The sequence below is a fragment of the Nonomuraea sp. NPDC050680 genome (genome assembly GCF_040654555.1).
Taxonomy (GTDB): domain Bacteria; phylum Actinomycetota; class Actinomycetes; order Streptosporangiales; family Streptosporangiaceae; genus Nonomuraea.
The window spans coordinates 64,892-86,363 of the sequence record NZ_JBFAIF010000033.1; the positions used below are offsets into that span (position 1 = coordinate 64,892).

19 protein-coding genes and 1 rRNA gene are annotated in these 21,472 nt (G+C 69.7%); 6 read left to right on the plus strand and 14 right to left on the minus strand.

The window, feature by feature from the left end:
- Positions 1-57: 57 nt before the first annotated feature.
- From AB0H88_RS49345 to AB0H88_RS49385, 9 genes are all read right to left on the minus strand, one after another.
- Positions 58-1,254, minus strand: a complete 1,197-nt coding sequence (locus AB0H88_RS49345) for a glycosyltransferase family 4 protein (protein WP_357656711.1) — start codon at positions 1,252-1,254, stop codon at positions 58-60.
- 9 nt (positions 1,255-1,263) lie between these two features.
- Positions 1,264-2,892, minus strand: coding sequence for a lipid II flippase MurJ (locus AB0H88_RS49350; RefSeq protein WP_357656713.1), 1,629 nt, complete (start codon positions 2,890-2,892; stop codon positions 1,264-1,266).
- 185 nt (positions 2,893-3,077) lie between these two features.
- Positions 3,078-3,938 (minus strand): hypothetical protein, encoded by an 861-nt coding sequence (locus AB0H88_RS49355; protein WP_357656715.1) that lies wholly within the window; start codon positions 3,936-3,938, stop codon positions 3,078-3,080.
- Position 3,939: 1 nt separating this feature from the next.
- Positions 3,940-4,914, minus strand: coding sequence for a copper transporter (locus tag AB0H88_RS49360; RefSeq protein ID WP_357656716.1), 975 nt, complete (start codon positions 4,912-4,914; stop codon positions 3,940-3,942).
- On the minus strand, positions 4,911-6,107 hold the full coding sequence (steA, locus tag AB0H88_RS49365) for a putative cytokinetic ring protein SteA (protein ID WP_357656718.1): 1,197 nt from the start codon (positions 6,105-6,107) through the stop codon (positions 4,911-4,913). Before steA ends, AB0H88_RS49360 begins: the two co-directional genes overlap by 4 nt.
- Positions 6,108-6,180: 73 nt before the next feature.
- The gene (gene recN / locus AB0H88_RS49370) at positions 6,181-7,890 is read right to left on the minus strand and encodes a DNA repair protein RecN (protein WP_357656720.1); all 1,710 of its coding nucleotides are present in this window, start codon (positions 7,888-7,890) and stop codon (positions 6,181-6,183) included.
- Between the two features lie 64 nt (positions 7,891-7,954).
- Positions 7,955-8,854: an NAD kinase gene (locus AB0H88_RS49375; RefSeq protein ID WP_357656721.1), complete on the minus strand. Its 900-nt coding sequence runs from the start codon at positions 8,852-8,854 to the stop codon at positions 7,955-7,957.
- The gene (locus tag AB0H88_RS49380; RefSeq protein WP_357656722.1) at positions 8,851-9,663 is read right to left on the minus strand and encodes a TlyA family RNA methyltransferase; all 813 of its coding nucleotides are present in this window, start codon (positions 9,661-9,663) and stop codon (positions 8,851-8,853) included. Before AB0H88_RS49380 ends, AB0H88_RS49375 begins: the two co-directional genes overlap by 4 nt.
- Positions 9,660-9,902: a hypothetical protein gene (locus AB0H88_RS49385; protein ID WP_357656724.1), complete on the minus strand. Its 243-nt coding sequence runs from the start codon at positions 9,900-9,902 to the stop codon at positions 9,660-9,662. Before AB0H88_RS49385 ends, AB0H88_RS49380 begins: the two co-directional genes overlap by 4 nt.
- Positions 9,903-10,029: 127 nt before the next feature.
- On the opposite strand from AB0H88_RS49385, the gene AB0H88_RS49390 reads away from it, so the two are divergent.
- Positions 10,030-10,377 (plus strand): SCP2 sterol-binding domain-containing protein, encoded by a 348-nt coding sequence (locus tag AB0H88_RS49390; RefSeq protein WP_357656726.1) that lies wholly within the window; start codon positions 10,030-10,032, stop codon positions 10,375-10,377.
- Between the two features lie 199 nt (positions 10,378-10,576).
- On the opposite strand, the gene AB0H88_RS49395 is transcribed toward AB0H88_RS49390, so the two are convergent.
- Positions 10,577-11,548, minus strand: coding sequence for an HAD-IIA family hydrolase (locus AB0H88_RS49395; protein ID WP_357656728.1), 972 nt, complete (start codon positions 11,546-11,548; stop codon positions 10,577-10,579).
- 556 nt (positions 11,549-12,104) lie between these two features.
- On the opposite strand from AB0H88_RS49395, the gene AB0H88_RS49400 reads away from it, so the two are divergent.
- Positions 12,105-12,695, plus strand: a complete 591-nt coding sequence (locus AB0H88_RS49400; RefSeq protein ID WP_357656730.1) for a plasmid pRiA4b ORF-3 family protein — start codon at positions 12,105-12,107, stop codon at positions 12,693-12,695.
- A gap of 333 nt (positions 12,696-13,028) precedes the next feature.
- On the opposite strand, the gene AB0H88_RS49405 is transcribed toward AB0H88_RS49400, so the two are convergent.
- Entirely contained in the window at positions 13,029-13,469 is a 441-nt protein-coding gene (locus tag AB0H88_RS49405; RefSeq protein ID WP_357656732.1) for a tetratricopeptide repeat protein, read from the minus strand.
- 101 nt (positions 13,470-13,570) lie between these two features.
- Here AB0H88_RS49405 and AB0H88_RS49410 point away from each other — a divergent pair, with 101 nt between their 5' ends.
- Positions 13,571-15,298, plus strand: a complete 1,728-nt coding sequence (locus tag AB0H88_RS49410) for a DUF1015 domain-containing protein (protein ID WP_357656734.1) — start codon at positions 13,571-13,573, stop codon at positions 15,296-15,298.
- A gap of 92 nt (positions 15,299-15,390) precedes the next feature.
- Here the strand turns inward: AB0H88_RS49410 and AB0H88_RS49415 are convergent, their stop codons facing one another.
- Positions 15,391-15,936 carry a single-stranded DNA-binding protein gene (locus AB0H88_RS49415; RefSeq protein WP_357656736.1) on the minus strand — a complete coding sequence of 182 codons (546 nt, stop codon included), beginning with the start codon at positions 15,934-15,936 and terminating at the stop codon, positions 15,391-15,393.
- Positions 15,937-16,044: 108 nt separating this feature from the next.
- Between AB0H88_RS49415 and AB0H88_RS49420 the strand changes: the two genes are divergently transcribed.
- Positions 16,045-16,971 (plus strand): MBL fold metallo-hydrolase, encoded by a 927-nt coding sequence (locus AB0H88_RS49420; protein ID WP_357656737.1) that lies wholly within the window; start codon positions 16,045-16,047, stop codon positions 16,969-16,971.
- 102 nt (positions 16,972-17,073) lie between these two features.
- Here the strand turns inward: AB0H88_RS49420 and AB0H88_RS49425 are convergent, their stop codons facing one another.
- Positions 17,074-18,309 carry a hypothetical protein gene (locus AB0H88_RS49425; protein WP_357656739.1) on the minus strand — a complete coding sequence of 412 codons (1,236 nt, stop codon included), beginning with the start codon at positions 18,307-18,309 and terminating at the stop codon, positions 17,074-17,076.
- Between AB0H88_RS49425 and AB0H88_RS49430 the strand changes: the two genes are divergently transcribed.
- Both AB0H88_RS49430 and AB0H88_RS49435 read left to right on the plus strand, forming a co-directional pair.
- A complete protein-coding gene (locus tag AB0H88_RS49430; protein WP_357656741.1) occupies positions 18,259-20,259 on the plus strand; it encodes a hypothetical protein in 2,001 nt (666 codons plus the stop codon). The genes AB0H88_RS49425 and AB0H88_RS49430 overlap by 51 nt on opposite strands.
- A 170-nt stretch (positions 20,260-20,429) precedes the next feature.
- The gene (locus tag AB0H88_RS49435; protein WP_357656743.1) at positions 20,430-21,167 is read left to right on the plus strand and encodes a class I SAM-dependent methyltransferase; all 738 of its coding nucleotides are present in this window, start codon (positions 20,430-20,432) and stop codon (positions 21,165-21,167) included.
- Between the two features lie 221 nt (positions 21,168-21,388).
- On the opposite strand, the gene rrf is transcribed toward AB0H88_RS49435, so the two are convergent.
- Positions 21,389-21,472, minus strand: a 5S ribosomal RNA gene (gene rrf, locus AB0H88_RS49440); the annotation flags it as partial.

Below are 21,472 nucleotides of genomic sequence, written 5' to 3' on the forward strand. Positions count from 1 at the left end.
AGGGATACTCCCCTCCCTAACGCACGCAGTATATGAGAACGCGTAAGTCTCGCCTAATCATTCGTGCTGTCTTAACCGTCTGTAGACATTCAGCACACTTTCCAGCGCTTCGTCGGCATCGGGAAGCTCCGCCCCCCGTCGCGCCGCCGCCGCGGCCAGCCGCGCCGCCTCGGCGCCGTCGCCGACCACATCCTGTACGGCGGCCCGCAGCGCCGCCACGTCCCCGTACGGCACCAGGATCCCCGCCCCGGCCAGGAGATCGGGCACCCCGCCCACGGCCGTCGCGATGACCGGCCGCCCTATCATGAGGGCCTCGCTCACACTCAACGGCTGGCCCTCCCACCTGCTCGCCCACACCACGACGGTCGCGGCGGCGAGCAGGTCGGGCACATCATCCCGGTTGCCCAGAAGCACCACGGGCAGCGCCTCGGCCTCGATCCTGCGCCGCAGGTCGCCGAGCAACGGCCCGTCCCCCGCCACCGCGAACAGCGGCGTCTCACCCTCGTCCGCCCAAGGCCCGCGAGCGGCGTCGAGGAGAGTCTCCAAGCCCTTCTGCTGGGCCAGCCTGGCGACGGTGAGCACGATCGGCCGCCGCCCGGCCCCCAGCTCGGCCCTGACCTCCTGCGGTGAACGCCGGGCGGCCCGCGGCACGGGCGCGGGCACCACGGCAGGCCCCACCTCCCGCGCCCCCAGCGCCCTCATCCGCTCCCCCAGATCGGGCGAGACGACCAGCACCTGGTCGGCCCTGCTTGCCACGACCCGTTCGAGCCCGCCATAGACGACCCCGACCAGCCCCCCGGCGGTGAGCGCGTTGTGCAACGTCACCACCAGTGACACCCGCCCGCTCACCCCGGACGGCACCGGCACGCGGGACGGCCCGTCCGCCACCGTCCGCCTCGCCGACCGAGCCCGCGAGCCCAGCCCGTCCACCGGTGTCCGGCTCGCCAATCGGCCCCACAGCCCCAGCCCGGCCAGCGCCCCGGCCCGCAGGCCGTGGGCGTGCACCACGTCGGCGTCCTTGGTCACCCGCCGGATCGCGAGCACGGCCCGCAGGTCATTGACCGGATGCGGCCGATCCGACATCGGCACCGCCACGAACCGGGCCCCGGCCGCGCCGAACGAGAACTGCTCCTCGACGCTCCCCGGCCCCACGACCACCACGCGATGGTCACGCCGGATGAGCCCCTCGACCAGCATCCGGACATGCCGTCCCGTCCCCCCGGACGTGGTTCCCAGCACGAACGCCACCCGCACAGCCGCTCCTCACTTCCCAGATCCACGCCTGAACGAACCGGCCACCGCCCGAGCCGTCGGCCGGTCCGCCAACGCCACCACCACACCACCGGCGACGACCGCCGCGAGCGCCGCCAGCACGCTCGCCCCGACATTGGGCCAGATGCCCCGCGCCCCCAGCGCCCCCACGACCGCCGCCCCCGCCAGGTAACCCGCGCCACCGCCGGCGGCCGAGGCCAGCGCGGCCCGGCCGAGCCCGGCCACCGCGACGCGCCCCCGCGCCCGCACCACCGAGGCGAGCAGCAGCGCGCCGCCCACCGTCATCCCGGTGGTCATGCCGAGCGCCAGCCCCCCGAGCTTCCAGTCACCGGGAAACGCCAGCGCGAACACGGTCTGCGCCACCATGACAACGCCCCACCCCAGCACGGTGCCCATCGCCACGGCCCGCCCGCGCCCGGCCGCGTACAGGACACGACTCAGCTGCGCGATGAGCCCGTAACCGACGAGCCCAGGCGCGAACAGCGCGATCGCACGGGCGAAATCCTGCGCGGGCACATCGCTCTTGAAGCCGAGGAACACCACCGCCCCGGGCTCGGCCACCGCGGCGAGCACCCCGGCGGCCAGCCCCGACACCAGCACCACCGCCCGCGTGGTGCGCGCCGCGAGCGTCGCGAACCCCGCTGTGTCGCCGCTGGCCGCCTGCGCGGACAGCCGCGGAAACGCGCTGGTGGCGATGGGCACGGCCAGCACCGCGTACGGCACCAGATAGATCGCCCAGGCGTAGTTGTAGACCACGATGGCCCCGTTGCCGACCTCCCGGTTGGACAGCACGACCACCATGACCATGGCGGCCTGCTGGGCGACCAGCGCGGCCACCCCGGCCAGCGCGAGCCTGCGCACCTGGACGGCCACGCCGTCGGGGAAGCGCAGCGTGGGCCGCCACCGCAACCCGAGCCCGGCGACCGGGCCGATCACGGTGAGCACCAGAGCCAGCACCCCGAGGCTGGTGCCCACGGACAGCGCGAGCTCGGCGGCCCCCAACTCCCGGGCAGGAGCGCTGCTCCCCCCGCTGAGCGGCACGAACAGCAGGTAGGCGACGATGACCACGAGACTGGACACCAGCGGGGCGACGGCGGGCCCGGCGAAGCGGTGGTGGGACTGGAGCAGGCCGTAGAGGACGACCGCGACGCCGTACAGCGGGATCTGGGGGGCGAAGACGACCAGCATGCGGGTGGCGACCGCGGTCACCTCTCCCACGTCACAGTTGGGCACGGCGTTACCGAAGAACAACCCGAGGATCGGCCCGGCGAACACCGCGGTCAGCACGCCGAGCGGCACCAGCACCACGAGCACCCAGCTCAGCAGCGCCGAACTGATCCGCCCGGCCCGCTCCCGGTCCGAGTCACCGCTCGAAGCGTGCTCTGGCATGGCTCCCGCGAGCACCGGAACCACCATCCCGGCGAGCGCGCCACCGACGACGACCTCGAAGACGATGTTGGGGATCCCGTTGGCCGTGGCATAGGCCGTCCCCAGGCAGTTGGTGCCCACCGTCTGGGCGAAGGCGTATTGCTTGGCGAACCCGGCGACCCGGGCCAGCACGGTGATCGCCCCGATGAGCAGCGCCCCACCGGCGACGCCGCGGACGAGCCGCTCCCTCACCACACCCGCCCCGCCCCGAACCCGATCACGCCAACATCCTGGCAGCCCGCACCGACAATCGCGCAGGGCGCCCCATCACCTAACAGGACACCGACTCAAACCGCGCCACAGGACACCGACCTCACCCCACACAGCTCACGCCGCGTCACGGGACGCCGGCTCACACCACGTCGAAGCACACCGGCTCACGCCGTGTCGACGGGCCGGCGACCGAGCATGTCCAGCCGGTTGAGCACCGGATTGCCGGCGATGACCTTGGTGAAACTGACCTTCTCCGACGCCGCCGTCAGCGCCGCCACCGTACCGAGCAGCACGAACCGCCCCCGGCGCCCCAGTTTGGTCACCGCGGCCAGCCCGAGCAGCGCCCCCAGCGCGTTGGCCCCGGCGTCCCCGAGCATCGCCCGCTCGCCGAGGTCGTCGGGGAGCAGCGCGGCGGCGGCGCCGAGGGGCACGGCGGTCAGCGCGGCGGTCAGCGGCGCGTCGCGGAAGAGCGAGGCCGCCAGCAGCGGCCCGCCCGTGAGCAGGCCCACCTTGATCGCCCGGCCGGGTCGCAGGTCGAAGAGGTTGGCCAGGTTGGCGGTGCCCGCGATGGCCGCGCCGTTGACCAGCGTGTCGACCGGCCCCCGTGAGACGAGCGCGGCCGCGCCCAGCCCGGTGGCCCCGATGCCGAGGATCTTGACCGCCCCGCTGGTCACCTCGCCGCGGCCCAGCGCGGTCAGGTGCCCCTTGAAGCCCTTGGACTTGGTCGTGCCGTAAAGGTCGTCGTAGGCGCCGAGCGCTCCGCTGCCGACGCCGGCCAGCAGCGCCGCCAGACGTACCCGGGGCGGAAGACCCGGCGCGAGCGCGGCCGCCGCGCCGGAGCCGGCCACGAACGCGGGGCCCTCCAGCAGCGTGATCGGCTCGCCGCGGTGGTTGGTGCGGGTCCAGCGGCCCGGCTCCTTCTCCTCGGCGCGCGGCGCCAGGCGGGTGAAGGCGGTGTAGGCCGTGCGGGCCGCGACGGCGCCGATCGCGGCACCGGCGAGGGCGTAGAGGAGGCCACGAGCCATGTCAGCTCCCTGACTGGGTGGGGGACGGGGTCGCGGTCGGCGCCGCGGGCTGGAACGACGGGGCTCCCGTGCCGATGCCGTAGTGGCCGGCACGGCCGCTCAGCTGCTCGCGGAGCGCGTCAACAATCACTATCCGGCCCGCGGGCATGTCGGGCGTGTCGACGGTCGAGACGCGCTTGGCGACCTCGCTGTCGTCGCGCAGCGCGCTGATCACGCCGCCGGAGGCGGCGGCGGTGGGGGCCGTGGCCGTCACCACGGTGCCCTTGCCACCGGCGTCGAGGCCGCCCGCGAGCCTGACGAGGGCGTCGGCCTGGGCTTCGGCGTTCTCGCCTTCGTACGGCTTCTCCGGCGCGAACATCACCGCGAGCGTGGCCCGCTTGTTGGGGTCGCCCTCGATGCTGAGGAACCCGCCCTCCTCGAAGCCGCCAAGGACGGCCCCGGTGGCCGGGTTCGCGGTGCTGGCCTGGGCCGGGTCGGTGGTCAGGACGGTGGCGGCGAGCACGGCACCGGCCTTCACGTAGGGAGTGGCCGCCGCGGGAAAGGTCAGGCCCTCGGGTTTGAGGCTGTTGGCCAGGCCGTCGATCACGCCGCTCTGCTTGGGATCGGCGAACTTCTCATCCAGCAGGACCCGCCCCGTGACCAGGGCGCCCGCCTGGGCGAGCACCTGCTGCTCGGCCTCGCGGTAGGTGGTGCTGGAGCCTGGTGCCTCGATGAGCACGACGTGCTGGCCGGTCAGCTCGCCCGCGACGCGTTGCGCGGTGAGCGCGGCGACGAAGGAGTCGTTGCCCGCCTCCCTGCCGCGCACCGCGTCGAGCTGGGCTCTGAGACTGGTGTTGTCCTGGGTCATCTGGTTGCTCGTCCGCAGCGCCGACTCGATGGCGGGCGACTGGAGCAACGTGGTGCCCATGACGATGCCCACCGCCAGAGCGAGGAAGATCGCGACGATGGACACGAGGTGATAGCGGAAATCGATCACGAGAAGAGTCCGACCAACCAGAAGATGAAGGCGTTCCAGAAATCTTGCATGCCGTTCAGCCAGGTCTGGCCGATCGGCGACAGGAAGAGCGCGACGCCCATCGTGATCAGCGCGGTGATCACGAGCAGCAGCAGCTGGGGCGTCGAGATGCGGCTTCGGTAGAGCCTACTCACTCCCTTGGCGTCGATGAGCTTGCTGCCGACCCGCAGCCGGGTGAGAAAGGTGCTGGCCATCCCGGAGCGCCCCTTGTCGAGGAACTCCTCCAGCGTGCCGTGGGTGCCGACCGCCACGATCAGCTCGGCGCCCTTGTCATCGGCCAGCAGCATCGCGATGTCCTCGCTGGTGCCGGTGGACGGGAAGATCACCGCTTCGCGGCCGAGCTGGTGGACGCGCTCCAGGCCGGGCGCCCTGCCGTCGCGGTAGGCGTGTACGACGAGCTCGGCGCCGCAGCTCAGCGCCTTGTTGGAGACCGAGTCGAAGTCGCCGACGATCACGTCGGGCAGGTAGCCGGCCTCCAGCAGCGCGTCGGCACCGCCGTCGACCCCGACGAGCACCGGGCGGTATTCCCTGATGTAGGGGCGCAGGGTGGCGATGTCTTCCTTGTAGTGGTAGCCGCGCACCACTATGAGGACATGCCTGTCCTCCATGGGGGTGCGGATGTCCGGCACGCCGACTCCGTCGATGAGCAGCTTGCCCTCGCCGCGGACGTACTCCATCGTGTTGACGGCGAACGCCTCGATCTGCACGGCGAGACCGGCGCGCGCCTCGGCCATGGCGGCCTCGACCGCGTCGGGGGTCTGCTCCTCGCCCTTGCCGACCACGTCACCGTCGAGGTAGACAACCCCGTCGTGGATCCGGACGACGTCGCCGTCCTTGACCCGCTCGAACAGATCCTGGGTGGCGTTGTCGACGAACGGCACCCCGGACTCGATGATGATCTGTGGACCGAGGTTGGGATAGCGTCCGCTGATGCCGGCGGCGACGTTGACCACGGCCGACACTCCGCACGCGACAAGCGCCTCCCCGCTGACCCGGTCCACGTCGACGTGATCGATGATCGCTATTTCACCGGGCTGGAGGCGCTTGGTCAGCCTCTTAGTCCGCCGATCGACTCTCGCCACTGCCGTGACACCGGGAAGGTCTGCGACCTTCCTAGCGCGGAGGCCCGGCATCCTGCTCCCCGGAACCTTCATCAAGACCATCCTGCCAGAGTGAAGCAGCGCAGAGGCCACGCACTGCGCGGCGTGTCCGCTATGTCACTCAGGATCACCGATCGGCGGCCGCTAGCCCGAGGAGTTCTTCGGCGTGTGCTCTGCCCAGCTCAGAATCCTCCAACCCCGCCAGCATGCGGGACAGCTCGCGCACCCGGCCTTCATGGTTGAGGGCGAGGACGCCGCTGCGTACGACACTGCCGTCACTGGCCTTCTCGACCACCAGATGCTGGTCGGCGAACGCGGCCACCTGCGGCAGGTGGGTGACGACGATGACCTGGGCGGTCCGTGCCAGCCTGGCGAGGCGGCGCCCGATCTCGACCGCGGCCTTACCGCCCACCCCCGCGTCGACCTCGTCGAACACGAACGTCGGCACCGGGTCGGCGCCCGCGAACACCACCTCGATCGCCAGCATGACGCGACTCAGCTCGCCGCCGGACGCGCCCTTGTTGAGCGGGAGCGGCGGCGCGGCGGGGTGGGCGGCCATGCGCAGCTCGACCTCGTCGACGCCCTCGGGGCCGAAGTCCGCGACCTGGGTGAGCTGGACGATGACCCTGGCGTGCGGCATGGCCAGCGCGGTCAGCTCGTCGGTGACGGCCTGGCCGAACCGCTCGGCGGCGCCCTCGCGCACCCGGGTCAGCTCGGCGGCCAGCTCGGTGAGCCGGGCGGTCAGCTCGTCGTGCTCGCGGGCCAGCTCGTCGATGCGCTCGTCGTCGCCTTCCAGCTCGACCAGCCGGGCGGACGCCTCCTGGGCCCACTGCAGGACACCAGCGCTGTCTTCGGCATATTTCCGGATCAGTCCGGACAGCAGGGCCCGTCGATCCTGCACGCTGGCAAGCCGCGCAGGGTCGGCCTCGATCGACTCGGCGTAGGCCGCCAGGTCGGTGGCGACGTCGGAGATGAGGTAGCCGGCCTCGGCCAGCCGGTCGGCCACCCCGGCGAGCTGCGTGTCGTAGTCGCGCACCGCCTCGACGGCCGAGCGGGCCTCGCCCAGCAGGGAGATCACGTCGCGCGTGCCGCTCGCGGCCTCCATCGGGTCGCCGAGCAGCGCCGTGTGCGCGCTCGTCGCGGCGCCGCGCAGCGCGTCGGCGTGCGAGAGCCGCTCCTCCTCGCCGCGCAACTCGACGTCCTCGCCGGCCTTCGGCTCGACCTTCTCGATCTCCTCCAGGCCGAACCGCAGCCGGTCGGCCTCCTGAGCGCGCTCACGCGCCCTGGTGGTGAGCTCGTCGAGCAGCGCCCCCACCTGCTTGTGCCGTTTGTACGCCTGGGAGTAGGCGCGCAGCGGCTTGACCAGATCGTCACCGGCATAGCGGTCGAGAGCGGCCCGCTGCTTGGCCGGCTGCAGGAGACGTTGCTGGTCCATCTGCCCGTGGACGGCGACCAGATCGTCGGCCAGGTAGGTCAGCGTGCCGACAGGCACCGTCCGGCCGCCGAGCCAGGCCCGCGACCGGCCCTCGGCCGAGACGGTGCGGGAGATGATGAGCTCGCCGTCCTCGATCTCCCCGCCGATGTCCTCGACCTGCTGGGAGACGCGGCCGTCGGCTTCGATGATCAGTGTGCCCTCGATGGTGGCCTTGTCGGTGCCCGGCCGGATGCGGGAAGGGTCGGCCCGGCCGCCGAACAGCAACCCGAGCCCGGTGACGACCATCGTCTTGCCGGCACCGGTTTCACCGGTGACCACGTTGAAGCCTGGCGAAAGCTCCAGAACGGCCTCATCGATGACGCCGAGCCCCTGGATGCGGACCTCCTCGACCCTTGGTCGCACTGCCCACTCCCGTCGCTCCGAACGCTTGTGCGATCTAACTGTACGCGCTGCACCTGTAATTGAGTCAGGGACGCACCCTTCCGCGCCAGCCCTGGACGGGTAGTTCGAACTTGGCGACCAACCTGTCGGTGAAGGGTGCGCCGGTGCTCTCCACCCCGTGCAGCCGGGCCAGTCGTACCGGCTGGGAGCCGCGGCGTACCTCCACTCGGGTGCCGGACGGCAGGTCGAAGCGGCGCCGCCCGTCGCACCACAGGACACCGCCGGGTGTGTCGGGCAAAATCTCGACGGCGAGCGTGGACCGCGGCGAGACCACGAGAGGTCTGGCGAACAGCGCGTGCGCGCTGATCGGCACCATCAGCAACGCCTCGACCTCCGGCCACACGACGGGCCCCCCGGCGGAGAAGGCGTAGGCGGTCGAGCCGGTCGGGGTCGCGCAGATCACGCCGTCGCAGCCCCAGCGGGACAGCGGCCGCCCGTCGATCTCGGCGACCACCTCCAGCATGCGCTCGCCCTTCTCCACGCTGGCCTCGTTGAGCGCCCACGTGTCGGCGAGCACCTGGCCGTTCTGCCTGGCCAGCACGTCGATCGTCATGCGTTCCTCGACGTCGTAGCGGCCCGCGACCACACTGTCGACCGCCGACTTCAGGTCGGCGACCTCGGCCTCGGCCAGGAAGCCCACGTGCCCGAGGTTGACGCCGAGCAGCGGGGTGCCGGTGGGCCTGGCCAGGTCGGCCGAGCGCAGCAGCGAGCCGTCGCCGCCGAGCACGATCAGCATCTCCGCGTCCTTGGCGGCACCGGGATCGCACGGCACCACTTCGGCGCCGCGGCAGCCGATGTCGTCGGCCTCCACATCGAGCACCCTGACCCGGATCCCGGCCGTGACCAGGCGGTCGATGACCAGGCGGGCGCTGTCGATCGCGGCCTCCCGCCCCGTGTGCGCGGCGACCAGCACAGTACGGTTCATTGCGGCCCTTCCGCGACGGCCCGCTCGATCTCGGCTTCGAGGTCGGCGACAGGCGGCTCGCCTTCCCCCTTGCCCAGCCAGAGCAGATATTCCACATTTCCCGACGGACCCGGCAGCGGGCTCGCGGTCACGCCGCGCACCACCAGACCGAGCTCGCGCGCCTTGGCCGCGGCCTGTCGCACCGCGCCTGCCCGCAACACCGGGTCTCGCACCACGCCACCGGCACCCACCAGGTCCTTGCCCACCTCGAACTGCGGCTTGACCAGCAGCACGAAGTCTGCCCGAGCAGCGGCCACCGAGGCCAGCGCGGGCAGCACGAGCCGCAGCGAGATGAACGACAGGTCGCCTACGATCAACGAAGGCGGCTCACCGACCAGATCGGGGGTGAGATCACGTACGTTGACGCGCTCCATCACCGTCACCCGGTCGTCGGTCCGCAACGACCAGGCGAGCTGGCCGTATCCGACGTCGACGGCCAGCACGCGTTCGGCGCCGTGTCGCAGCAGTACGTCGGTGAACCCGCCCGTGGACGCGCCCGCGTCGAGGCAGCGGCGGCCCCGGATCTCCAGCGCGCCGAACGCCTCGATCGCGCCGAGCAGCTTGTGCGCGCCACGCGAGACGTAGTCCGGACCGTCGGCGGACTCGGCCACGACGATGGCCGAGGCGGTGTCGACCTGGGTCGCCGCCTTGCCCGCCCGCCGACCGCCGACCGTGACCCGGCCGGCTTCGATGAGCTGGCCCGCCTGCTCTCGCGACCTGGCCAGACCACGTCGTACCAGCTCACTGTCCAGCCGGATACGTCGGCTCACTGGTCGCCCGTCCGGCCGTCCACCTGGCCGTCCACCTGGCCGTTCACCTGGCCGTTCACTTGGCCGTTCACTTGGCCGTTCACTTGGCCGTCCACGGCCCCCAGCGCGGCCTCGAGCCCGGAGAACGCCTCGTCGAACACCGCGACGTGCTCACCCACCGGCCGCCCGGCCAGGTCACCGAGACCGGCGAGGACCGCGTCGACACGCTGGTCGCCGCTCTCCTCCGGTACCTCACTCATGACAACGACCGTAACGCCTCGTGCGAGCACCCGGCACCTTGGCAGGTGTGTCACACGTTGAAGGGTCACACGGGGGTGCCACTGATGTGGAACGCTACCGTCCTGAAATGGAAGAAAGGATCCCAACATGGCAAGCGTCGAGGAGTGCCGGGCGGCACTGGCCAAGCTCGTCGACCATTTCGACGAGATCGGCGAGGAGGACCGGGCCAAGCACGTGGTCGAGCGTACGGTCAGCTGCCGGATCTCCGACCTCGACTTGATCTTCTACGGCCGTCTGCACCCTGACGGATTGGACCCGTTCCGCGAAGAACCGCCCCCGAACGGCAGGTCGGCCGACGTCAAGCTGACGATCGTCAGCGACGACCTGATCGCCCTTGTGGACGGGGAGCTCGACCTGGCGCGCGCGCTGCTCGGTGGCCGAGTGCGGATCGACGCCAGCTTCGGCGACCTGCTCCGCCTACGCCGCCTCCTCTGACCTCCCCGCTTAACACCAGCCCGCCGGGCACCATCAGTGAGGCCGACAAGAAGGTGAACAGGAGGGCGGCGCCTCCGGCTCAGCTGCTCCGGCCCAGCACAGGCTCAGCCAATCCGGCCCAGCACAGGCTCAGCCAATCCGGTCCGGCGCAGGCTCAGCCAATCCGGTCCGCCAGCGGCTCACCCGATCCAGCACGGGCTCAGCCGATTCGATCCAGCAGCGGCTTGACCGCGTCCTCCTCGGCCCGGCCTTCGCCCGCATGCGTCCAGGCCGCGTCGCAGGCGGCCCTCAACCCGTCGATGCGGCTGCCGTCACCCTCCAGCGTGAGCGCTCCGTCGACCCACTGGGCCCGCCATCCCCCGCAGACGCCCTGCCGTACCTCCGGATAGGGCCGCAGCAGCGCGGACAGATCCTCGGCCAAGTACGTCGGCCGCTGCTGAGGGGAAGCCGTGAGCACGTCGAGCGGCGTGGCGACCCCGGTGAGCACCAGCAGTCCGTCGACGCCCGCGTTGACGGACCCCTCGATGTCGGTGTCGAGCCGGTCACCCACCACGAGCGGCCGCTTCGCCTCCGTACGGATCATCGACTCCCGATGCAGCGGCGGATCCGGCTTGCCGGCGAACACCGGCTCCACCCCGGTCGCGGTCGCGATCACCCGCACCATCGCCCCATTCCCGGGCAACTCACCCCGCCGCGTGGGCAGCGTGCTGTCCCTGTTGGCGGCAACGAACAACGCGCCCTGCCGTACGGCCAGCGCGCCTTCCGCCAGCAGCCCGTACGCGAGTCCGAGCGCCATACCCTGCACGACCGCGACCGGCGCGTCCGCCGCCGTGGTGACGGGCCGCAGTCCTTGATCCCGTACGGCCAGCCGCAGCCCGGAACCACCCACCACGAGCACGGGGGAACCGGACGGCACCCGCTCGGCCACCAGCCGGGCGGCGGCCTGCGCCGAGGTCACGACGTCTTCGGCCCTGGCGGGAACGCCAAGCTCGCGCAGGTGCGTGGCAATGGCGGCGGGGGTGCGTGAGGCGTTGTTGGTGACATATGCCAGCCGCACGTCCCTGCCCCGCGCCTCCTCCAGCGACTCGACCGCATGGGGAACCGCGTGCGCGCCCAGATAGACGACCCCGTCGAGGTCGAGCAGCAGGGTGTCATAGCCGTCGATCAGCACTGCGCCTCTTCCCGTTGACTGTCACGCCGCCTGAGACTTTAGCGTCGGCCTCGTACTCACCTGGAGTAAGGCTGACGATATCCACGAATTCCCCCTTAACCCGCCGATCCGGTCGGGAACTTCGCCCCCGCGACACACACAGGCGGAGGCCGACGAGCGCCGGGCGGCACAGACGACCGCCCCCACGACGCGCACGGGCGCAGGCCGAAGCGCGCCCGTGCGGCACCCATGGTCGTCCCCGCGACGCACCCGGCGGATGCCGAGGAGCGCTGGACGACAGAGATGACCAGCCCCACAACGCAGCCGGCGGAGGCCGAGAAGCCGGGCTCTCGGAGAGACGCATGAATTGGCCACCCAACAGCCGCCCACCTGTAATGACAGCTCCACTTTCCGCACACCGCGCATGGATTTGATCTCGCGCACCAACACCAATGTCGGTGTCCCATGTGACTGAACGAGCCAAATACCCCAAATATGCCATTTCAGAGCCGTCCACAAGCCGCCCAGTTAAGCCCACCACCCACGCCGAACCCAGCGGCGCGGCAGAATAATCGCTGTGACGAACACCCCCAGCGCGAAGCAGACGGTTCACACGATCAAGGTCACCTTGCGCGGTTCCCGACCAATGGTCTGGCGCCGGTTGGAGGTCGCCTCGGACAGTACGCTGCGACACCTGCACGACGTCATCCAGGCATCCTTCGGCTGGCAGAACTACCACATGTGGGTCTTCGACACCGTAACCGGCCGCTTCGGTGTCACCGACCGCGAGCTGGAGATCCGCAGCGCGGCCTCCACCCGACTCGACCAGGTCGCCCCCCAGGCCAATGACCGGCTCCGCTACACCTACGACTTCGGCGACGACTGGGAACACGACATCCTGGTCGAAGCCATCACCGACGCTGAACCCGGCACGGCCTATCCACGCTGCCTGACCGGACGCCGCGCGGGACCGCCCGAGGACTCCGGCGGCGTCTGGGGCTACGAATATCTCCTGGAAATCCTCGCCGACCCCACCCACGACGAACACCAGGAGCGCCTGGAATGGCTCGGCCTGGCTTCAGCCGACCAATTCAACCCCGCCAGCTTCGACGCCAACAAGATCAACGACGTACTCTCCGGCCTCGCCATCGTCCTCACCAAGGAGTGACCACCCCCATCTCCCACGAAGTCGAACCGCTCGCACCATCAACCCGCAACACCGTTAAGCACGCAACACCCCTATGGACGCGCTCGGCTGCTCGTAACCCGACCACCGAACTACCGGTACCGTCTCGTGCCCGCGTCCAGAGAACGGGACGCCTGCCCCGAACCCCCTGCCCACGCCCAGCGCACCAGACGCACACGCACAACAGCGGGAACATGCCCCGAAGCAAACCCCGCTGTGCCGCTGAAACCGCCCATGCCCGTCCGACTCAACGAATCGGTCTCACAGACTGGGCCTTGTCTGCCGGCCATATCAAGCCAGCTACCCGGCTATCGGCTACATCTCGCGCCGAGCCCGCAGAGTGGCGCGAACGCTCTTCAGCGCGGACACGTAATGACGTTCATCCGGCCGCATGGCCACAGCGATCGCGAGGGGTTCCTGGGCCCCTTCAATGTCGCCCGTTCGCCACAGCGATAACCCAAGCCCGAAATAGGCGTAATCCTCAGTCGGATTGGCGTCGACGATCTGGCGGAAGCTCGCCGCAGCCTCCGCGTACTGCCGCGAATTGAACTGCGCTCGCGCAAGAGCCTCCCTGATGCTGCGCGAATCGGGCTCCGCGTCAGCGGCACGCTCAAGCAGAGCGGCAGCGGCTGCCGGACTGCCCTCTTTCAAAAGCTTCACCCCGCGCTGATACCAGTCGTAAACGCCACCCCCTGGAGCCCCAGCGGATTCATCGTGCACGTTTTTACCTTGGACCATGCGTGAGGCCTCCTTCATCGGCCGACAGGGTTCCGTTGAATTCGCCGCGGGAATCAGGAGCGTTGGGAGCTTGGGGGCGACTTTCGGAAGACCCGGACACTTGTGGGAGCATGCCCGGTATGGGGAATCCTGAACTGCCGGTGCCTGATGGACTGCTCCTACGCCCCTTTCGCGGCGTCCGCTTCACGGTCGACGATCCCGCCAAGGTGACCTCCCCGCCGTACGACCTGATCGCGGAGGGTGACGTACGCGCCCTCCTGGATTCCCATCCCAACAACGTCGTCCGTCTCATCCTTCCCTGCTCGTCGCCACCCCAGTCCCCCGAAGGACACCCACACGCTCCCAACCCCCCCGACCCCAGCACGACACCCAGCACCGCCTCCCACCACGCCAACCCCGCTGCGACGACAGACGACGAACAATCCGCTGCCGAGCGTCCCGCTGACAGCGACAAGGGTGAGAGTGAGGCGCACGGGGACGTGGCAGTCCAGCCATCTGCCGACGCACACGAACGCTCAGCGAACGAGCGCTATTGCGCAGCCCGCGACACACTCCTCGCCTGGCTGGACGCGAAGGTGCTGGTCGCTGACGAGCAGCCGGCCCTTTATGTGTACGAACAGCACGGACCGGGCGTCCTACAGCGCGGCCTCATCGGGGATGTGGCCCTGTCGGACCCAGCTCGACGCATCATCCTCCCCCACGAGGACATCTTCCCCGGCCCCGTCGCCGACCGGCTCGCCCTCATGAGCACCACCCAGGCCAACCTCGAACCCATTTTCCTCCTCTACGACGGCGGCCAAGGCACGGCCACCCGCCTGGTGGATCACGTGGCGTCGACGCGCCCGCCTCTGGTGACGGCCGATACGGCGGACGGTCTCCGCCACCGTCTTTGGGCGATCACGGATCCGGCCGAGATCGACTCTGTCAACGCCGACCTCCGAACCCGCCAAGCCCTCATCGCCGACGGACACCACAGGTACGCGACATACCGGGTCCTGCAACGCCAGGAGCACGCGGCCCGTGCCGGCCAAACCCCCGCCTCCACCCCATGGCCCGCTCCCACAACACCGGCATCCCGCACCCCACATGCCGCACCTCCTCAGCGTCCGGTGACCAACGCGACACCAGATCGGGATTCAGCGACCAACGCCGAACCAGCTCAGGGCCCAGCAATCAGCACCGAACCAAGCCAGATGCCAGGACCCGCTGCTGCATCAGCCCCCGGCGCCCACCCCACTGAGCAGCATGCGCGTGGCGGCGAGCAGGCACGCCCCACCTTTGGCCCATGGGACTTCGGGCTGGCGTTGCTCGTCGACTCGACCGCATACCCGCCCGATCTCAAGGCCATTCATCGCGTCATTCCCGGCCTGCCCCTGCCCGAGGCGGCGGCCAGGGCCAAGGGATCGTGGCGTGTCCACGACCATGCCACCCTCGACCAGGGCCTGGCCGCGCTCCAGGCCGCAGGCGAGCCCGCATTTCTGCTCGCCGGCGAAGGTGGGTGCCACCTGCTCACCAACCCTGATCCGATCCAACTCGCCCGCGCCATGCCGCCGGACCGCTCCGATCGGTGGAACTCCCTGAACATCTCCATCCTCAGTGAGTTCGTCCTGCTCAAGGTGTGGGGCATGCAGGACGATCAGCAGGCCGTACGGATCGTGCATCATGACCCCGAGGCCGCCCTGCAGTTGGCTCTCGATACGGGCGGCACCGCCGTTATTCTGAAGCCCCTAGCCGTCGACGACGTGCTGGCCATCGCGGCGGGGGGCGAGCGTGTACCTCGCAAATCAACCTCCTTTGGCCCCAAGCCCGTTACGGGCCTCGTCCTCCGCACCTTCGCCACTGGTTGAGGCGGAACATCGACCTGGTCATCCAGCACTGCAGGGACGCTTCAGAGGGCCTTCTGGGCCTCTCAGCGGAGGTGCCACTCCCGGATAGCGAGCTAGCCGGTCGGGGCCAGGTCGGAGGCTGGGCGTGGGGAGGGGACGGACGGCAGGATGTCGTGCTTGTCCAGGGTCATCGCGTTTCCGAAAGGCGTGGGGGGTGGCGGAGGGGCCGGGCCTCGTCGGCACTCCTGAGCGTCAGGAGGTTCCGGGTCGTTCCCGAGCCGCCGGCTCTGTGCGAGTGGGAAAGGCTTGCGGCGCGGTCGTGACGGCCTCGGCTGGTCGGCTGGGTCCGGTGGGGCTGCCTTGGCCATCGTGACCTCGACTTCGTAGCGCCAGATCTTGGCGGCTGTCGGGCCGTAGACGTGGCAGCGGAAAGCGCCCTTGATCTCCATGGTGTCGCGGGGTCTGAGGTTGCGGACGAAGGCGGCCGCCTCGGGATCGAAAGTCGCGCATGGCACGCTGTCCGTCATCGTTTGGCCGCGTCTGTTTTCCGGGCGGCGCACGATCAGGCGCCATTTCGTGAGGGTGTCGCCGCTCGGCAGGGGTTTTTCCTCTGGCGTCGCGGACAGCCTTCCCACCAGTACGACCTCGTTGCGGTCCACTGTCGTCCTCCCATCGGGGTTCTGGTGAGATCACTCTTTACGATGAGGGGTACGCCGGATCGGCTCGAACGCCATTCTGGGGATAACGGCAGCGGATCAGGAGTGACTGTGGACAACATCACCGCCCTGGGCGGCGACGTCTATGAGATCGATACGAAGATGGCCGGCTATTCGGGCATCACGGCTGGATACGTGATCCTGGGTGACCGCCCATGCCTGGTCGAGACCGGCACCTCGACCTCGGCACCCGTGGTCCGTGACGCACTCGCCTCGCTCGGCGTGGGCCCCGAGGACCTTGCCACGGTCGTGGTCACGCACATCCATCTAGATCATGCCGGCGGCGCGGGGGACATGGCGAGGTACTTCCCGTCTGCCCAGATCGTGGTGCATGAGAAGGGGGCCAGACACCTGGCCGATCCGTCCAGATTGATGGCCAGCGCGAGGATGGTGTGGGGTGACCGCCTTGACACGCTATTTGGCGAACTGTCGCCGACCGAGGCCGACCGCATCGTCGCACTCGGCGACACCGGATCCATCGACCTGGGCAACGGAAGAACGCTGAACAGCCACTACTCCCCCGGCCATGCCAAGCATCATGTGGGTCTCATCGACTCCGGCACTGGCGATCTGTATGTGGGTGACGCCGCCGGTGTGTACCTGCCTCAGACCGGGGACCTGCGCCCGGCCACCCCGCCTCCGGACTTCGACCTGGAGACGGCGCTCAACTCGATCGCGCTGTTCAAGGCACTCGGCCCGCAGCGGCTGCTGTTCAGCCACTACGGACCGGTCGGCGCCGTACAGGAGACGCTCGAACGGTCTGCGGAGGAACTTCGCGTCTGGGTCGATCTCACCCGCCAGGTACACACGGAGGGCCTGGACCTCGACCACGCCGTCGCCATGGTCAGGGACCGGACCAGGGAACGCTACCAAGCGCTCAAGGCGGACGATGACACAGCGGAGCAGTTCGAGCTCCTGAGTGGCGCTCCGTCGAATGTCGCGGGGATCTACCACTGGCTCGACCGCGTCTCACCCTGACTTCTGGTACGAAATGACTTCTGGTACGGAGTGACTTCTGCTACGAAGTGCCGTACCAGAACTCCGCCGTACACCGTGGAAGGTGTACGGCGGAGCGGGACGTCAGTCTTCGCGCTTGGAGTCGCGCTTGGCGGCGTCCTCGGCTGGTTCGTCGGGCTGGTCCAGAATGTCGCCGAAGTTGGGCTCGATGAACGCCGGACTGATGCCCAGCGTCATCGGGGTCTCAACCGCAGGGGTCTTGGACGCTGGGGCGCTCGGCTCTACCGTGCCGGAGTCGTCGGCCAGCAGCTCGTCGGGCTCGGCGTCCTTCGAGGCAACCTTCGGGACGTCCTTCGAGGCGTTCACCGAACCGTCCCGGAAGTCGCCGGACTCGCCGGACTCCTGCTCGGAAGCGGATTCCGTCTGCTCGGAAGCGGATCCCGCCTGCTCAGAAGCGGATTCCGCCTCGCCGGCAGGTCCGTCCCGCTCGTCGTCGGCGTCCTCCTGGTCCGCAGAGCCGTCCTGCTCACCGGTGGCACCATGCCGGTCCGCGGAGCTGTCTTGCTCATCGTCGGCATCCTGCCGACCGACCGGCTCATCCTCCTGGTCCACCGGCTCGGCGTCCGCAGCCTGATCGTCGGTGAGCTCGGAGTCGTCGAGAAGGTCGTCCGCCTCGGCGAGGGCCGCGTCCTCGTCGACGTCCTCGTCCGCCTCGACCATGGCGTCGGCGTGGCCGGCCGTACCTGCGTCGTCGGAGTCGTCCTCGTAGTCGAAGTCCTCTTCGACGTCCTCGATGACGGCGCCCGTCAGCTCGGCGTACCGTTCGGCGGCATCCGTCTCGCCGTCCTCGTCGAAGGCCATCGCCCTGGCGAACCAGTCGGTGGCGGCCTCCTGATGACCCGCGTCGGCCAGCGCGTCGGCGTACGCGAACGCGAGCCGAGCCGACCAGGGCTTCGCCTGCGGGTCGCGCAGCTCGGGCAGGCGTTGGAGGGTGATGACGGCGGCGTCGTTCTGGCCGAGGTCGCGGCGGGCGCCCGACTCGACGATCGACAGCTCGATGCGTCCCGCCCTGTCGAGGCGTTCGGCCTCGGGCGAGCGGACCAGGTCGAGGGCGCGTTCCGGACGGCCGAGGCCGCGTTCGCAGTCGGCCATGACCGCGAGGTACGCGTCCGAGCCGGTCATCCGCCTCGCCGCGCGCAGGTCGCTGAGAGCCTCGGAGAAGTGCCCCGCCCGGTAGGCGACAATTCCCGCCGCCTCACGTACGACACCGATGCGGGCCGCGAACCTGCGGGCCACCTTGGTGTGCTCGTGAGCCTTATCCGGGTCGTCCTCCTCCAGCGCACGCTCGGCGGCGACCATGTGCCTGCCCACCAAGTCAGCGAGGTCGCCGGGGAGGGAGCGCAGCTCGTCGCGTACTTCCTTGTCGAGCTCTTCGGCGGTGATGTCGGGCGCGACCTCAGGCAGCGGCTCGCGCTGCGGAGCGTCGTCATCGGTACGGCCGAACCTGGCACGGGTGCCGCTGGACGCCCGGTCGTCATGAGAGTCGCGCGAGAACGGGCGGGAACGGTCATCGCCACGCGGGCCCCGGTCATCGCGGTAACCACCCTCACGGCTGGGACCCCGGTCGTCACGGAAACCACTCTCGCGGCGCGGGCCGCCGTAACCACCCTCACGGCGCGGACCGGCGGAGCCGCCCTCACGGCGAGGGCCGCGGTCATCACGATCACGGAAGGAACGACGGTCATCGCCACCCTCAGGACGCGGACCCCGATCGTCACGGAACCCACCCGGCCGATGATCGTCACGGTCGCGGAAGCCACCCTCGCGCCGGGGACCCCGATCGTCACGGAAGCCACCCTCACGGCGCGGGCCGCTGTGACCATCCTCACGACGCGGACCCGCATAACCGCCCTCACGACGGGGGCCGCGGTCATCACGATCGCGGAAGGAACGACGATCGTCGCCACCCTCAGAACGCGGACCCCGATCGCCGCGGAACCCACCTTCACGGGGCGGACCGGCATAACCACCTTCGCGGCGAGGGCCGCGGTCATCACGGTCACGGTACGGACGGCGTTCGTCGCCGCCACGCGGACCCCGATCAAAGCCCCCGTCACGGCGGGGACCTCGGTCACCGCCGCCCTCGGGACGCGGACCCCGGTCGCTACGGAACCCGCCCGGCCGCTGGTCGTCACGGTCACGGAACCCACGACGCTCTCCGCCACCATCACGGTCGCGGAAGCCACCCTCGCGGCGCGGACCGGCGTAGCCGCCCTCACGGCGAGGGCCGCGGTCATCACGGTCACGGAAGGAACGACGATCGTCGCCACCCTCAGAACGCGGACCCCGATCGTCACGGAACCCACCCGGCCGATGATCGTCACGGTCGCGGAAGCCACCCTCACGGCGGGGACCCCGATCGTCACGGAAACCACCCTCACGGCGCGGACCCCGGTCGCCGCCGCGGTAACCCCCCTCGCCACGCGGGCCACGGTCACCACTGAACCCGCCTTCACGGCGCGGACCGCCACCGTAACCACCTTCACGGCGGTCACCACTGAACCCGCCTTCACGGCGCGGACCGCCACCGTAACCACCATCGCGACGGGGGCCCCGGTCATCCCCGGACCCAGCGTCACGACGCGGGCCACGATCGTCCCGGTCGCGGAAGGGACGGCGGTCATCGCCACCGCGTCCGCCCCGGTCATCGCGGAAGCCACCCTCGCGACGGGGACCCCGGTCGCCGCCGCGGTAACCCCCCTCGCCACGCGGGCCACGGTCACCACTGGATCCGCCCTCGCGGCGCGGACCGCCACCGTAACCACCTTCACGGCGGTCACCACTGAACCCGCCTTCACGGCGCGGACCGCCACTGTAACCACCATCGCGACGGGGCCCACGGTCACTACCGAAGCCGCCTTCGCGACGAGGTCCCCGATCATCACCGGATGCACCCTCACGACGCGGGCCGCGATATCCTCCGCTGTCGCGCCCGGTGCCCCGGTCGCTACGTCCCTGGTATCCGGAACGCTCGCCGTATCCGCGATCCTGCGAAGCCCCTCGGTCGCCGCTATCGCGTCGTGGCCCTCGGTCGCCGGAGCGCGGCCTGTCGTCGGAACGGAACGGACGGTCGCCCCTGGAGTCGCGCTGGTCGCGCCCGCGGGAGCCATACCCGCCGCTCCTGTCGCCGCCCTGGGGACGCTTGTCTCCGCCGTCGCCCCGTTCGCGCTGTCCGCCGTCCGATCCGTTATCACTGTTCACTTCTGGTCCATTTCGTTGGCTCACTCAGCAGACCCGTGCGTCACATGACGGTCCGCCGTGGCAGGTCGCCGCCCGATTTTCGGGCCTTACGCGACGAAGGCCACCCGCGGTGGGATGGCCCGGTACCACCAGCCTAGCAAGCCGCAGCACGTCACCGAGCCTGGCCCGGACCGCATATTCGGTCGCGGTGATTGACCACTTCGGGAAAACTGCTCGACATGTCACTCCGCTTCCATGAGATCGCCGAGTCTCAGCACCGCATTCTGAACCCCATCACTGACGAAAAATTGCACCTCCTCGGCGAAATCTGCCGCATCACACCAGGCACGCGCCATCTGGATCTCGCCTGTGGAAAGGGGGAAATGCTCACCCGATGGGCCGCCCGTTACGGCTCGTACGGGGTAGGCGTGGACATCAGCAAGGTCTTTCTCACCGCCGCCAGAGAACGCGCCGACGAGCTCGACGTGACCGACCAGGTACGCTTCATCGAGGCGGACGCCGGGACCTATGAGGACGAACCGCACTCGTATGACATCGTCTCGTGCATGGGTGCCACGTGGATCGGCGGCGGCCTCGCCGGCACTCTCACGCTCATACGCCGCCTGCTCCGCCCTGGCGGACTCGCCCTGGTCGGCGACTGCTACTGGATCAGCCCGCCATCGCCCATAGCCTGCGCATCGCTCCAAGTGCCGAAAGATTCTTTCGCTTCGCTCTCCGGTACGGCCAAGCTCATCGAGGACGCCGACTATGAGCTGGTGGAAATGGTCCTGGCGAACCACGACACCTGGGACAGGTACGTCGCCGCCCAATGGTGGACGCTGAGCGAGTGGCTACGCGAAAATCCGGCCGACCCCGATGCGCCGGCCTTGCGGCAATTCTTGGACCATGCGCGCGCCTCTTATCTTGAGTTCGGCAGACGGTACATGGGCTGGGGCGCCTTCGTTCTTCGTGGATAAGCCGTTGATCGCTCGATTTGGCGCCTGCGGCTGCTCGGCAGCGCGGCCGGCTCGGTCCTGAATCGGCCACGCCGGTTCAGGACCGCAATCCGAGACTTGTACATTCCCCGTCGTGGACAGGCCGCGCCCGTAGAGCAGAGCCCGCTACTGTTCGCGCCTGACCTCACAACGCAAAAAGAGCCCCACGCGTATGCGTGGAGCCCTTTTTGTAATCAAAGATTGTCCGGCGGTGACCTACTCTCCCACACCCTCCCGAGTGCAGTACCATCGGCGCAGGGAAGCTTAACTTCCGGGTTCGGAATGTA